Raw genomic sequence first — 14,976 nt, 5'->3', positions numbered from 1 at the left:
AATTACGTTATGATTAACTAGAGTTCAAGCTCTACCTTTGGATTTAATAGGGATTTAAATCTATAAAGTAACTTATTGTTTTATTTCGGAATTCATTAATAATTATAAAATTGATTTATGTGGCTAGTGGCTGCGACTAAGCTTATCTAATCTCATTTTTATCATTTAATTTGTATAGCAGTAAGAGGGGCATATGACAGATAATAATACAACACAACGAAATCTTCCTAGACAAGAAAGAAGCCTTGAAAGAGTAAAGCAAATTATTGATTCAGCAGCAGCCTTATTTGATGAGATTGGTATTGCTAATGCGACGCCTTCAGATATTGCTAAGGCATCGGGTTTAACGAGAACATCGTTATATCGTTATTTTCCGAACAAAGCATCGATTATCCGAGCGCTCGCTGAGCGTCATTTACAAGCGCTGCAATTACGCTTCTCTGCGGTGCCAAATGATTTGCCGCTTGAAGAACGTATTGAACTAGTCATTGAGACATACGCTGAGTTTTACCGTAAAGAACCTGGCTACATGGCGGTTTGGTCGGGTGTTGACTCATTACCTGAACTTAAAAGTATCGACCAGTCAGCACTCGATTTTCATTCTGCTGTTATTCAAAAGCAAATGACGAGTATTGTATCTGATGATATTAGTAGCGAACAAATTAAAATGATCTCGGTTATTTTACCGCGTACCGTAGGTTCTATTTTACGTTTAGCAGTTCAAGAACCTGAATCTGCGGATAAATACGTACGTGAAGCAAAAGTACTAGCGACAGTATACTTGACTCATTACGCTCACCTTACTGGTTATGACTTTAAGATAAATTCAAGCTCAAGTTCTGAATAACAATGTAAGGTTGTTTATTGTTGCCGTGCCATTAGACTCGATACGAGTATAATAACCGAATAAGCTAGCAGTGCTGAATAATATAGCCACTGCTAGATTCCTTCCTAAATTAGCAGCGGATGCTGACTCTTAAATAATGGAATTGTTACTTGCCTATCTCTTATGTTGAACCTGTGTTTCGTCCACCGAGTGAATGGCGATCGTTGATCTTACAGGTCGCAAATGGCTGCTCTTGGAATAACTGCTCTTTTTGCGATTAGTTGGGGTATAACAAATATAATATTTCAATGTAGTTTAGGGATATTTGAATAGAATATCTTGTGCTAACTTTATATTACATGCATGTGTTTAGTGTAAAAGTGTAATATAAGGAATGGGTAATGTTAGCCTCTATAATATGTAAGTCTGTCATCACAGTTGATAATACCGGTAGTCAAATTGAGTTGCCTGTTGTTATCACTGGTGAGGGCATCCTCGATAGCTACCTACGCTATTTGAAGAAGCACAGCAATAAAAGCCAGACCTGGATAAATGCATCGGCTCATGCAATAAGATTACTACTTGATTATATAGATGCGAATGATGGTTGTTTTGAACATGCCCGTGAGATGTTCAAAAGCTTTGCTGACTGTCTTTATACTGGCACTATTGATGAAGAGGGTCATGATCCGTCTAACTTGCGCTGGCAACCTCGTCGCGTTATTAACGCCGATCGTATTGTTTACTACATCACGGAATATTCTGATCATCTTGCAGATATACTTGATAATAATAATCTACAGTTAAATCCTTTCCGTAAAGCGACAAAATTTGAAGAAAAGCTGAATTGGGCTGCTAGTTCGCATCGGCTAAATAATTCTTTTCTATCTCATCTCTCATCAAGAAGTCGTGATGAAGAATCGATGAAACAATCTAGGGTTCATAGAGGCAGGGCTAGTTATTCTGGTCAGCGTCATGATCTTGAGCAAATATACGCATTTCCCGAATCTAAATTTGATCCATTAATAAACATTGGCTATTCAAGGCCAAGCATATCCTCGGCTGCACCAGATGAACAACGATTAGAACTTCGGAATGTATTGATATCTTATCTTATGTTTTACGGTGGATTACGTATAAGTGAATGCTTTCATATCTGGGGTGATGATATTCAGATAAATGCTATTACGGGTCAATCAAAGGTTAATGTTTATCACCCATCGATAGGTACTTCCCCTAAATTTTATAACACATCAGGTGTTACAGATAGACAAACCACTCTAGGTCTTTATTTCGCCTTCAAGCCTCGAACACATTATAGAAAAACTAGCTGTATGTATGCGGGTTGGAAGAGTCCCGCTGTCGATAAAAATGGCGCTCGATTTGTGCATTGGTTTCCACCGAGTAAAGGCATCGAGTTTGCAAATTATTGGCGTAGTTATATGAAGATACAACGTGTTAATCCACCTGAAGATAATATGCATCCATTCGCATTTACGAATGCGCAAGGAGCTCCTTACTCAATGTCTGCATTCAGAGAACGATATCAAGTTGCACTTCATAAGATTGGCATGACGATGAGTAAAGAATTAGGCACTTCACCGCATGGACTGCGCCATTCATATGGGCAGAGAGTTACTACAATGCCTCTAGGGGATGGTATTTCAGAAACGGAGCATCGTATTATGATTCAAAGAATGTTAGCCCACGTATCTCCTGACTCGCAGGAAAGCTATAAACGATTTACTGATGAGCAAATTACAGAAATGCTCGATAAGGTCGAAGAATCTTAATCATATGATTAAATGTAGGGCGTATATAAAAATATTAATAATATTTAAAATCATAAAGTGAGTGTTTAAATTGAAACGTAAAAATAGAAACTGCATGTATAAAACACTATCAGAAATTAGAAATGCGATAGAAATTATAAATCGTGATGTCGATGAAATATTGATAACAGGGTATACCTCATATAGTAAAAACTATCGGCGCGATAATCTCTTACCCTCTCGAATAAATCATGTTTGTACACATTCGGAACGATCTAAATTTATTGCTGAATATGCCAGTGAAATTAAGGTTGAGCAAGGGGGTGTAAATTTATGGGATGCATTATTGAGGCGTAAGGTTGTGGATATAACGCTCGAATATGTACGTGATGAAATAGAATTAATAAACAGCAATGCTAGTGAAGTATTGATAACAGGCTCGTCCACGTATGTTAAACACTATCAGCGTGCGAAGTTCTTACCTCGTAATATAACTGAGGTATTTACACATTCGGAACGATTTGAATTCATTGCTGAATACGCTAATGAAATGAAGGTTGAGCAAGGGAGTGTAAATTTATGGGATGCTTTATTGAGGCGTCCCACTATTAATATAACACTCGAATATGTACGAGATGAAATAGAAATTATAAACAGTAATGTAAGTGAAGTATTGATAACCAGTTCTGTTTCGTATAGTAAAAACTGTCAATACGGTAGATTCTTACCTCGTAGTATTCCTAAGTTTTTTACAGGCTCAAAACAAGCTGAATTCATTGCTGAATATGCTAATGAAATGAACGTTAATAAAAGAAGTGTGGGTTTATGGGATGCTCTATTGAGGCGTAAAGTTGCGGATGTAACACTAGAATATGTACGAAATGGGATAGAAATCATAAATAGTGAAGCCTGTGAAGCGTTGATAAGCAACTCTGCCTCGTATGCAGAAAACTATCATCGCAATAAGTTCTTTCCTAGTACTATAGTTCAGTTTTTTACAGGCAAAGAACAGGCTGAATTCATTGCTGAATATGCCAATGAAATGAACGTTTTTAAAGAGAGTGTGAATGTGTGGGATGCTTTGTTAAGACGTCCTGTCATGGATGTAACACTCAAGTATGTACGTGATGGAATCGAAATCATAAATAGTGGCGCCGGTGAAGATTTGATAACAGGTGTGTCTACGTATACTGAAAACTATCAACGCGTAAAATTCTTACCTGGTAGTATAAATCATTTTTTTTCAGATTTTGAAAAAACTAATTTCATTGCCGAATATGCCAATGCAATGAACGTTGATAAAGGGAGTGTAAATTTATGGGATGCCTTGTTGAGGCGTCCGGTTGTGGATGTAACACTTAAATATATACGTGATGAGATCGAAATCATAAACAATGAGGCCGATGAACTATTAATAATAGGTCATGACTCTTATATTGAAAACTATCAGCGTGCTAAATTTTTACCTTCTAATATCCCCCTGGGTTTAAAAAAATTGGAACAAGCTGAATTTATCGCTGAATATGCTAATGAAATGAACGTTAACAAAAATAAGGTGGGTTTATGGGATGCTTTATTGAGGCGACCGATTGCAGATGTAACACTCGAATATGTGCGTGATGGGATAGAAACCATAAATAATGATGCTGGTGAAGTATTGATAACCGCTTCTTCTTCATATGCTAAAAATTATCATCGCAATGAGTTCTTTCCTAGCACTTTAACTCAATTTTTTACAGACTCGGAGCAAGCTGAATTCATCGCAGGGTATGCCAATGAAATGAACATTGATAAAGAAAATGTTAGCTTATGGGATGCTTTATGTCCTCAGCGGAAAGTAAAATATACTCTAGAAATAATAAAAAAATCTCATCCTAAATGGTTTCTATATTTTTCTAGTTTTATGGCTAACCAAAATAACATATCTCAAAAAGAGCGTGCTTTTAAAAATTTCATTCAATATTTCATTGATGAATTTGACTATTCACTTAACCCGCTAGTTTGCCTATCTCAGAAAGAAAAGAAAATAGATTTAAATGAGTATGAAAGCTTTTTTTCATCGTTTGGAGAATCTTCGAAGAAGATATTTCATACAATTGTAGTGGAATTTATTGATTTTATCATCGCCGATTTATCCGGATTTGATAATGATACAGAAGAAGATGAAGCGCCTCTTTTATCAAATACATTTAACTATTTTGAAAGTGATCTGCTTCATATTAAATCACCAAAATTTAGCGAGTCAAATAAACCAAGATTGGCTTTTTCATATATAGTAAAAGCACGTGAATGGATATTTCCTGACAGTTGTAATAATTTTACTGATCTAAAGCACCTACATAACCTTGTAGATCAAGACTGGATTGAGGTAGAGGAATCGAAGATTAATGCGTTGGATCTTAACTGTGTTTGGCGTCATCGAAAAAAAGATAATAAAACAAGTAGAAAAAAAGATATAAACAGCGGTAGAAGCGTTGAGTTTGTATATGAAATATGGATGCCGACACGATGGATTATGCTGTACACATTATTACAGGTTCCAATTCGCGGTGTGCAGGTCACAAAGCTCGACTCCGGTGAAGCAGATAGTTATCTGCCCGTTATCAATAACGGTGAGATAGAATGGATTAACAACCCATCTAAATTGAACTCTGTAGTAAAAGAATCTTTTATAAAGCGCTATCCAGGCGACCATGCCGGTATGTATGTTACAACAAATAAAACATCATCATCACAAGGTGGTTACGCTGTCCCTTATATCCCTTTTGATTTGTGTAAATGGATCATTCAATTTCGTGAATTTCAATCTACTTATAATCCACTGGATAAACCTACGCTGTGGACGGAAATTAAACTACGTCGAAAAACCAATACTAAAAAATTAAAAAGTATGGGGTCTCAATGTTTTTTATTTCGAGAAATGGGCGATGTGACGCCAATGAACGAGGCTGTATTTAGAAATGCTTTTGCATTTGTTTTAGCTCAAATTGAAACAAAAGACCTTAAATTAACGAAGAAATTAAACGATAAAAATGCTTTGAATAGTTATGAAACTGTTTATACACCTCACTCCCTTCGTGTCAGTCTTATTTCTGCTTATATTACCGATGGTAAAATCCCAATTGAAGTGGTGAGTAAAATCGTAGGTCATCACTCGTTAATGATGACAATTTACTATACAAAAATAGGTGGTGGGCAGTTTCGGCATTACCTCGAACAAGCCGAAAAAAACATGTTTAAAGCCAGCGGTGATAATTTGGCTCTCGAACTACTTGAGAAGCAATTAGAGAGAGCAGATGAAAACCTTATTTGTAATACAAATGGTGGGGTTGAGCAATTTACAACAAACTGGCCTACTTCAAGTTACTTTATTTCAGACATCGGTATATGCCCAATGGCCGGTACTGGCTGTAATGAAGGAGGTAAAATTATTGAGTCTACAAAAACAAGGCTGCTCTATGCTCCTGTCCCGAAAGGTTATCTTGGTGAGCGTAATTGCCCTCGGTGTCGTTTTTTTATGACCGGAGTTGGATATATACCGGGTCTTGCAGCCGTTATGCACCGGATTCAAACTGAGTGCGGAAGTCTGAATGAAAAACAGAAAGAATACACAATAGACGTTAAAATACTTGAAGATGAAGCATATGATTGTGAACTGGAAGATATACCATTCACGAAGAGGTTAGAACTTGCGAAATCAATACAAAACAAAGAAGCATACGCAACAAGATTGAATGCTCATAAAGATGATATTGTTGCTATTGCAAGGCTTGTTGAAATGTCCAAATCTCTCGTTAATAAGTCTAATTCAAAAAATAAACTCGCATTAGTTATAAATAATAATATCGGGGAAATAGGTATTGAATATAACGATTCAAGTGAATTTGAACTCTTTGATACAGTTTGCCAGGACTCAGAAATTTATTCGATAGTTGATGCTGCAAATGTTACCCCACGTAGAACGCAGTTAATTGATGCAATGCTACAGGCAAATAATGTAAGTAGCGCATTGTTCAAAATGCCTGTGCAAGAACAGCTTAAAATTGGTAATCAAGTTACTCAGTTGTTGTTAAAGCGTCTTGGGTCATGGAATAAATTAAACAGTGTTGCCGCAGGCGGTACAAGGCTAAATGAAAATAGCGCATCAGTCGTGAATAGTAGTTCAATGAAAAGTATAACGAAAGAGGTTCAGCTGCTAATCGATAACGCTAAGTGTAGTGGACTGCAATTAGCAACTAGCACTGCGACTAACGATGACAATGTTATTGACGTTAAGGAAATCAAATGACATTGGATGAAAAGCTTGAAAAGTTGGTGCTTGAATCAACGGCTAAAACAGGTAAGTCATTAACGACATTGCATAACATATGTAAAGAACAGTATGAGCGAGGGTCGTTAGACTTTACGATTGCAACAATCGGTCGTTTGTCTGAGGAGGTTGGTGGGCCAAAAGAGAATGCGATACGTAACAAAACCCGATCGGGTGATAAATACAAAACGTTACTCAAAGCCTGGCAAAACGAATATAAGAAAAAACCAAGGCCACGAACTACAAGAAAGAAAGATCAGTGGGCAGAAGATATTCAAGATCATCAGACTCGGTGGCTAGCTTTGGATTTGATTAATGAAAATCGTAAATTGCATGCCGAAAATTTAAAATACAAAGAAGTCACAGTATTACAAATTGATATGCGTAAACCACCACTGACCACAGGTAAAACAGTTGCCGCTAAGAGAAGAAAAAAAGGTAAACATCGAATTCACAGCAAGTGAATTAAAATCATTAAGTCATGCAATATCGGAACAGTTTTTTAATGAATTTGGTTTAAGTAAAGATTCTCGTGGCAGGGTAGAACAAGATGGGAAAGAGATATTTAAGATTGGCTTTGTTGGAGCAATTGAAAAAATATTAGATGCGTATGCTATTGAGGAAAAATGATGGCACTTCTTATTAAAGTGTAAATAGTTGGTTAAGCTGGATCTCCTTCGTAGTTAGGGTTTTCCAGTATTCCTTGCCCTGAAAACGAATGTGTATCTTGATTTTTTAAGGGTGCTGCATGTTTCATTTTGATAATTTAAGCTTACTAGCAAGATGAAACATGCAACAGGTGGTGATATGTTTGAAATTAAGCAAAGTGAAATTTTTTATGTCTATAACAAAGTGAAGCGTGACTTGCCTTCTGCCTTTACTTATAACACTGATCGTAATCTTATTGCTAAAACTGAGCCATTGAGAGCTATTGTAGATGCAACCGAGGATGAAGCAGCTTTTTTGTTAACTGCATATGCTGAAATGCTGGTTAATAATTTAACACCCGAATACATCGTCTCATTACGTGCTAGCTTACGCAGCCACCGAAGCCGAGCTAAGCGTCAGCATACAAAAGAAAAGCCTACCAGCGTGACGATAAGTGCTGAAACACAAGAGCGGATAAACAAGTTACGGACTGAGTTGGGTCAAGATGGAAAGAAACTAACTCAGGAACAGATAATTGTAATGGGACTGGATAAGTTGGGTCAATAAAGTGTACTGCCTTATACTTTATCTTGTGGTTTAAGATCTTCAATAATCCCCCTGTATCAGAATTGTTGTTCAGTTTGAATCATTGAAAATTGTATTTTTATAGAAATATTCCGTCAAGCATACCCAAAAAACAACTCTGTTTTATCTTTATTCACTCTGAAATTAATAGTGATTTTTAATTAAGTAGGTGTGTTCGATGGAACATAGATAAATGTAACACTCAATGGCAGCCTTAAAAGTGAACAGTTATTGGGTGTTAAATGTTCTAGTTGGTTAAGGGCGGATTAATGGTTTTAAAATACATTAATGTCAGTTTTCACTTTAGCACTTGATTTTTATGACTTAAATTAAATGAAACCTCAAGCTCTCCATCCAAAGGGGAAAAACTGTCTAGATACTAAGATTATGAACTTAGCTAAATTGGTAAGCGAACGAACAAGAACACAAATGTAACTCAATGCGTAGTAATTAATGACAGAGGTTACATGTAGATTGAACATTGATCTATTAGATGAGAGATTTCAACAATTTAACTATTCAGCCTGCGGGCACTGGAGATAAATATGAAAAATATTTTTGAAACACAGCAAACCAGAGCAAGAAAAGAATTTAATGCTTTGGGGCGCGCTGAGAAAAATAATATTACAGATTCAGAGCTTATTGCCGAGATGACTGTCGATATGAAAGACCCTGAGTCAGCAGCGTCTGTATTACAAGCTGCTGCAGCTGTAATGTATATGAAGGGAGTGAAAAATGGTGACACTCCTCTCACTGACGCTACTAATCGATGCTTAGAGCGAAAAAGAAAAGCAAATAAACTTAGCTTAACTATTACCCCTAGTTTTAACTGATTACTTAATTAGCTCTGAATTTTATGACAATGGGATGTATTTCAGAGCTTATTTTAATCTACTTAGCCATGTGGTTTGTCTTTTTACAACATTTAACTCTGTTGTTGCTTAATATCAGTGAGTATATTTTGGCAAGCAGTGAAGATAGCAACGTTCTCTAGCCTTGCGGAAAAATGATAAAGGTATAATGCTTTGTTTTTAATCATTTACTTCAAGGTTGACGTAAATTAAGATCGTGATACGCATTACTAATGTCTAGAGGAACTGATGAAGAAGATTACTAAAGTTGAGCTTAAAAAATATACTGAGATGTATATCAGTCTTGAATCAGATGAGTACTTTATTTCACCTCAAGTTTATTCTCCTCTATACCGGCAACTATATGAAGCTTTAATGAAAGGGGAAGAGCCGCCCCTAACTTCCGATTTTAAATTAGTAGAACATAAACAAGATTTTGAAGAATGCAATACTCCGTTTGACCGTTATTTAGTTGCAATTTTTGGCTCTAGATTTGAATTAAGCCATCCTCTACCACTGCCTAATGAAGATGCAACTCCAGAAAAGTTAGTGCTGTATTTAAATGCTAGATACGGTAAAACCTCAACTGAAGTATATAGCTTTAATTACGATCGAGAAAAAAAGCAATTACTCGCTCTCTTTCCTAAAAGCTTAAGGCCACGTTTTGAAACTGGCTTTGAATCAACTTGCCGCTCTAGTTGGTATAAATTATTTACATTTAACTACAAGTTATCGACATTAAATCGTCAATGGAAAAGTTTCATCCGCCGTGCAGACTCAAAACCTGATGCCAAAACACTTTTTGACAACGTTGTTAAATTTAATGATATAGACAGCCTGAAGTCTCGGGAAAACTCGTCTTTGTTCATGACTCTATTCTATGAACTTGATCAAGGAAGGCCCGATGGTGATGATAATTATTCAAGATTAATCATAATGTTACCTATTGCGTTGGAGCTTGTGGAAAGAGCTGTCAAACGTAAAGTGATAGTTCTATGGGATAATGCTTTTGACTGTGAAGAAATAGAGGATGAAATAACAGAAACGTTTAAAAATAAGAATGAAGTATGCTCGTTATTACTGAAGGAAATAAAACCTAGGTATGATGTATACGAGGATATTAACCATGAGTTTTACGACACGTTAATGACAACTATCCTAAAAAATGACTATTACAATAAAGTATTAGCAAAGTTAAGTTTTGAAAATAATTTAATCAGTAGCCCTGAATGGGAATCCGCCCTAGGTTTTTTGTGTCAACAATCAAGGTGGATACAAATAAAATTAGATACTAATAAACAGGCAGATAAAGTAGCTCAAGCTCTGTCAATAAAATCTGACCAGATAGATTCTGATATGTTGCTCATATCTAGAATGGTAAATAGACTTTTAGAAATCAAATTACAAAACGTTGATGAGCATATTTTGTCAAACATATCACTTTTTGTTGTCGCAGCAATAAAACACTCTTTTCCTTCTGAAATCAAAGGTGCATTAAAAGGTGCAAAAGATCAGTTTTATCATGTATACAACCGCTTATCTTATAGTGTTCATCGAGCTGAAGAACGTGAACTCCAACCATGGCAGCTTGAGACAGTAATTAGACCCTCATTACTCCACTTTTTACTGTATTGCTCTGAGTTACTCATATGGGTTGGAAAGGAGACCGTTAATGACTTAAGTAAGTTTATGAGGTTGAGGAAGATAATTTATCAATCTACCTTAAATATCAATAATGAGCTTGAATCCACTCACCATTATTTGGCTCTTTATATCTCTAACAGCTTTTCTTCTGGACAACCTGGCGTTGATGTTGTTAAAAAACATTTTTGGGAGGGGGCGGATCTTTCAGGTGAACTAATGAAGGAACACCTAAATAGAACCAGTTACTCTTGGCCGTAAATATGGATTAAAACACTACGTTTATACCAACCTCTTCAAATTGATTACTAGATAGCTTACAGCCCTCGTTGCCATTCTTGACGTAAAGGGATTGCCCCTGGCTGTTGCTGTGCCAGCTGAACCTTTGCAAGTAACTGCGCTTTATCCTGTCCCAAGGTGCCTTTTAGGACCAGGTAATTCGAAGCGTGATCAGAGCGGAATATTGTTTGCTCCAATTCAAGCGTAGTTAAAAGAATTTCCATTTCTTTAAACAGTTCTTGCTGGCGTAACTGACGGTAAGGTTGTCGATTTTCTTTTAAGAAATTTTCAGCAAACCGCTCTTCACCAAATGGGAAGCTTACAACCAAAGTAGATAAATAATCTGGCTGGGTTTCATTCATCAAGCGGGCTGAATTAATGGCATGCTGCTCAGAAAACTCAGGGCCACCTAAACCGTTTAAAATCATCACGGAGCTTTTCATACCGGCTTGTTTAATTTTGTTAAGGGCAACAACTGAACTTTGGTAGGTTTCGCCTTTATCGATGAGTTTTAAAACCTCATCATCACCACTTTCACAACCTACGTACATGAGTTTAAGACCCAAAGCTCTCAGTTCTGTTAGCTGCTCAACGGTTTTATTCGTTAAGTTACGGGGTAGGCAATAGCTAGAGACACGAGTCACTTGAGGTAGGTGAAGCTTAATAAGCTCAAGGATCTGTTTTAGGCGATTAAATGGCAGCATCATAGCATCGCCATCAGCTAGAAAAACACGGCCTGTAGATAAGCCTGATTGAGCTACGCTTATAATTTCTTTTTCAATCTGATCTATTTTTTTCGGTTTGAATTTTTTGTTCTCACCTTCATACATCGAACAGAACGAGCACTTATTCCATGAGCAACCATTAGTCACTTGTAAAATTAAGCTCTTCCATTCGCTTGGTGGTCGAAATACTGGTTCAATGTATTCTATAGGGTACATATCGATAACTTTTTAAGATTAAAAGCCAATCTTAAATCATAACGGTTTAATTTACGATTTTTTGTTGATTGATATTTATAACTTGGTATTGGACATAATAAGTTGCCAGTTGCGTATTAACATGAAGAAAATCGATCATTAACTTGGTCTATTTTTGGTGTATTATTTCATTACTTGTTTTTTCGATAACTATTTGATCAATTACCGTATGATGTACTGGAATTCATGAACTGACAAAATTAATTACAGGTCAATGCCCCCTAATCGTGTTTTTTAGGCGATTATCCACTACAAAATCACACACTTGAACTTAAAATTTAATTAGAAATTAATATTATGGACCCTTCTTAATATTTGTAAAATCGTTAATTATTGAGTTTTTTGTCGGCGATTAATTTAATTAAAATCATAGGTAAACTTCCTAAAAATGGAGTCATCAATTGCATAAAGTTGTCACTATTCAACACTATATATTTTCTTAGATATGTGTGTGTCTTCTCGATATTAACACTTTTATTCTTTAGCATATCAAACACATCTTCGAGTTCATCGAGTAACCGATCCTTAGTATATTTAGAAGTATCAGAATATTTTATGTAACTACAATTTAAAGAGTCTATCACATCATCTATCACATTAACTTTACGATCTACAGTCAATTCTTGTCTATTGAGCTTACATATCTTAATTGTATTCTTCCCTCTCAAATCTGCATCAATACCTATAATTCTAATGCCTGATTTTTTTGCATCAACTTCAAAGCGAAAAAAATCCTCCGGTGCATCGACTTCTGGATGAAGTAAGTGTGGTTTTTCAGCAGCCAACTCTTTTGAATCAACTTTAAAACTATCCAAATCTAATGTTCCATCGAGTAGTTTTGTGGGGGCATTAACTCTTGTTCCAATAATAGTAAAATGATTATGCTTTCCTCCATCTCGATTACAAGTAATGCAAGATGGTATTAAATTTGTCCATTCGTAACAAAGCCAGTAATAACCAGGGTGTTTTACATCATCGGTAACTTTCTTTTTGGGTCTATAATGTTCAATATCAGCTTTACAAATTCGTTCACAATATGCACACTTATTCTTATAAGCAAGAGCGAGTTTATCTTCCACACGTGAGCGCCCTCCATCTTCAGTGGTATATGCATCTCGATAGATTGAATCATTAATCAATGTGGTATTTATTTTAGGAAAACAAATATTATTTAAAATCGGTAAAATATATTTGTCTTCTAATTTCGTTGTTCTATCAGAATTATTCTTAAACACAAGTCTCATTTTTCGTGCCTATTCTTATACCGTTCGATTAATGCACTTTCTATTTCGTCATTATTAATTTCTTGTATTTTTTTATCAATAGCTTTTTTAAATAGTACTTCATTATAATTATTATCTGTATAAATAGGTTTATCCCCCTTAAAATTATTAGAGAAAATATCTTCCATTCCAAATACAGGTGAGGTTAAAATTGCATTAGGTAGCAACTCATCAAAATCAATTCTATTGTCTAAACGTTCCATGAATATCCCATTTTCAGCCGTTCGGCCAACGGAATAAATAGCACTATTTTGGGGAGCTCCTAATATTGGTATTGGACTATGTGTTGAAGCAATAAATAGAACATTAGGGAATAATTCTGTTAAAATTGTTGGTAGTTTTTTTTGTAACCTAGGGTGTAAATATAATTCTAATTCATCAATCAGGACTATTGCTCTCATTTTTTTTTCAAGTGATTCTAACTCATAATCAGCTACTGACATGGATAAATTTAATATAATATCGCCAACCATAGATATTATATTTTGATATCCAGTTGCTAAATCCTGAAACTGTACTTTGGGTAATAAATGTCCATTTGTATCTTTTTCAACATACCAAACTTCATTATTATCATCTACAATAACGTCCTCTAAATTAGGCATCAATTGCTTAAACTTATTTACACAATCTTCAAATTTTTCTTTTTCTTTAGATTTAAAGTACCAACGACTTAACCCTTCTTTTTCTATGTTTCTTAGTAACACTTGTGATTCAAATAAACTAGAACATGGCTTATACTCTTTGGTACTTCTGTCACTGCCCATCTCTAAACGGCTTGCTCCATAGCCTAAGACCCGAAACCCCATCTTTTGAAATGGTAGTGAACTATTTTGTATCTTGGGAATTGTATTTTCTTGCCCATCTATAGAAATGATTATTTTGGCTTTTAAACCAATAGGCTTAATCCCATCATAGACTCGCTCATCATCAGCCTTACTTAGCCCCCTAGCTAATGCTTGAAGTATATTCGTTTTACCGTAGCCATTTTGACCTGTGAGAAAAATCCAAGATGAATCAAAAGGTAAATTCACATCAATATTATGAATCCCTTGGAAATTTGAGACCCTAAAATTATGCTTACCTACTTCAGGCTTAAAATCATGAAACTGAGTAAACGTTTTTTTATGATAGATACTTCTTTCCTTTAAATAAATAGCTATCATACTAACTGCAATAACAATAGTGATATAAGGAATTTTATCTAATACAAGATTAAATGAGTCACTTGTAAATACGCGACTTAAAGGCTCGAAAATATCATTTAAAACAACAAGTAAGTCCATTAAAATGATGATTGTTAAGCTAATTAATATGTATGAAGTTTTATGTTTTTTCAAAATTTAAAAACCTATTTAAATATAAAATATTATGTTCATCTGAACCACAATCATGATTCATACAATGATCAAGTTTAAGTGAATTAACAATAAGCTGAACTAATGATGGAGGAGTGAAATTTCACCGCCCTCTTGATCACAGGCATCTAAATAATCTTGTTTAATTGCGGAACGTTTATCACCGGAAGGACTGACTGGAATATTATTCTGCTTTTATTTTTCCTGTTCATAACTATTTTTTAGCATAACGCAATAAGAAGAAATCCGATACAAAACATTTATATCCTGTGGTAGTCAATTGATAATTTACACTTAAGGCGTTATGTAGTGACTCAATAATACTGGCCACTACTTTGGGGTCATTCTTGTCAATTATGTTATGTGAAAAGCAAATTACAATCATCGCATGAGAAATTTATGGATAATCGATATGAACATATTTTGAGTGAGTTGAGGTCTAAC

At 35.3% G+C, this 14,976-nt stretch carries 11 protein-coding genes and 1 pseudogene; 9 read left to right on the top strand and 3 right to left on the bottom strand.

Features of this window, described 5'->3' with window-relative positions; all coding sequences use genetic code 11:
- Nucleotides 1-193 precede the first annotated feature (193 nt).
- From BT797_RS11790 to BT797_RS11755, 9 genes and pseudogenes are all read left to right on the top strand, one after another.
- Nucleotides 194-847, top strand: coding sequence for a TetR/AcrR family transcriptional regulator (locus BT797_RS11790; RefSeq protein WP_045111986.1), 654 nt, complete (start codon nt 194-196; stop codon nt 845-847).
- A 149-nt stretch (nt 848-996) separates the two neighbouring features.
- Nucleotides 997-1,104 (top strand): annotated as a pseudogene (locus BT797_RS24285) (radical SAM protein); the annotation flags it as partial.
- A gap of 123 nt (nt 1,105-1,227) precedes the next feature.
- Nucleotides 1,228-2,619 carry a gamma-mobile-trio recombinase GmtY gene (gene gmtY / locus BT797_RS11780; RefSeq protein ID WP_075472211.1) on the top strand — a complete coding sequence of 464 codons (1,392 nt, stop codon included), beginning with the start codon at nt 1,228-1,230 and terminating at the stop codon, nt 2,617-2,619.
- Between the two features lie 94 nt (nt 2,620-2,713).
- The gene (gene gmtZ / locus BT797_RS11775) at nt 2,714-6,886 is read left to right on the top strand and encodes a gamma-mobile-trio integrase GmtZ (RefSeq protein WP_075472209.1); all 4,173 of its coding nucleotides are present in this window, start codon (nt 2,714-2,716) and stop codon (nt 6,884-6,886) included.
- Nucleotides 6,883-7,371 (top strand): gamma-mobile-trio protein GmtX, encoded by a 489-nt coding sequence (gene gmtX, locus BT797_RS11770; protein ID WP_254796132.1) that lies wholly within the window; start codon nt 6,883-6,885, stop codon nt 7,369-7,371. The genes gmtZ and gmtX (BT797_RS11770) overlap by 4 nt, the downstream gene beginning before the upstream one ends.
- On the top strand, nt 7,322-7,537 hold the full coding sequence (gmtX, locus tag BT797_RS24575) for a gamma-mobile-trio protein GmtX (protein ID WP_254796131.1): 216 nt from the start codon (nt 7,322-7,324) through the stop codon (nt 7,535-7,537). The genes gmtX (BT797_RS11770) and gmtX (BT797_RS24575) overlap by 50 nt, the downstream gene beginning before the upstream one ends.
- Before the next feature lie 153 nt (nt 7,538-7,690).
- A complete protein-coding gene (locus BT797_RS11765) occupies nt 7,691-8,122 on the top strand; it encodes a hypothetical protein (protein ID WP_244534185.1) in 432 nt (143 codons plus the stop codon).
- Between the two features lie 563 nt (nt 8,123-8,685).
- The gene (locus tag BT797_RS11760) at nt 8,686-8,973 is read left to right on the top strand and encodes a hypothetical protein (protein ID WP_075472207.1); all 288 of its coding nucleotides are present in this window, start codon (nt 8,686-8,688) and stop codon (nt 8,971-8,973) included.
- 267 nt (nt 8,974-9,240) lie between these two features.
- Nucleotides 9,241-10,893: a hypothetical protein gene (locus tag BT797_RS11755; protein ID WP_075472205.1), complete on the top strand. Its 1,653-nt coding sequence runs from the start codon at nt 9,241-9,243 to the stop codon at nt 10,891-10,893.
- A gap of 56 nt (nt 10,894-10,949) precedes the next feature.
- Here BT797_RS11755 and BT797_RS11750 read toward each other — a convergent pair whose 3' ends face one another.
- The 3 genes from BT797_RS11750 to BT797_RS11740 form a co-directional block, all read right to left on the bottom strand.
- Entirely contained in the window at nt 10,950-11,852 is a 903-nt protein-coding gene (locus BT797_RS11750; RefSeq protein ID WP_075472203.1) for a radical SAM protein, read from the bottom strand.
- A 365-nt stretch (nt 11,853-12,217) separates the two neighbouring features.
- Nucleotides 12,218-13,135: an HNH endonuclease family protein gene (locus BT797_RS11745; RefSeq protein ID WP_075472201.1), complete on the bottom strand. Its 918-nt coding sequence runs from the start codon at nt 13,133-13,135 to the stop codon at nt 12,218-12,220.
- Entirely contained in the window at nt 13,132-14,514 is a 1,383-nt protein-coding gene (locus tag BT797_RS11740; RefSeq protein ID WP_075472199.1) for an AAA family ATPase, read from the bottom strand. Before BT797_RS11740 ends, BT797_RS11745 begins: the two co-directional genes overlap by 4 nt.
- Between the last annotated feature and the right edge of the window lie 462 nt (nt 14,515-14,976).

Source organism: Moritella viscosa (assembly GCF_900120065.1).
GTDB lineage: Bacteria > Pseudomonadota > Gammaproteobacteria > Enterobacterales > Moritellaceae > Moritella > Moritella viscosa.
Note: the sequence above shows the minus strand (reverse complement) of the source record. Positions and strands in the feature narration are given on the sequence as shown.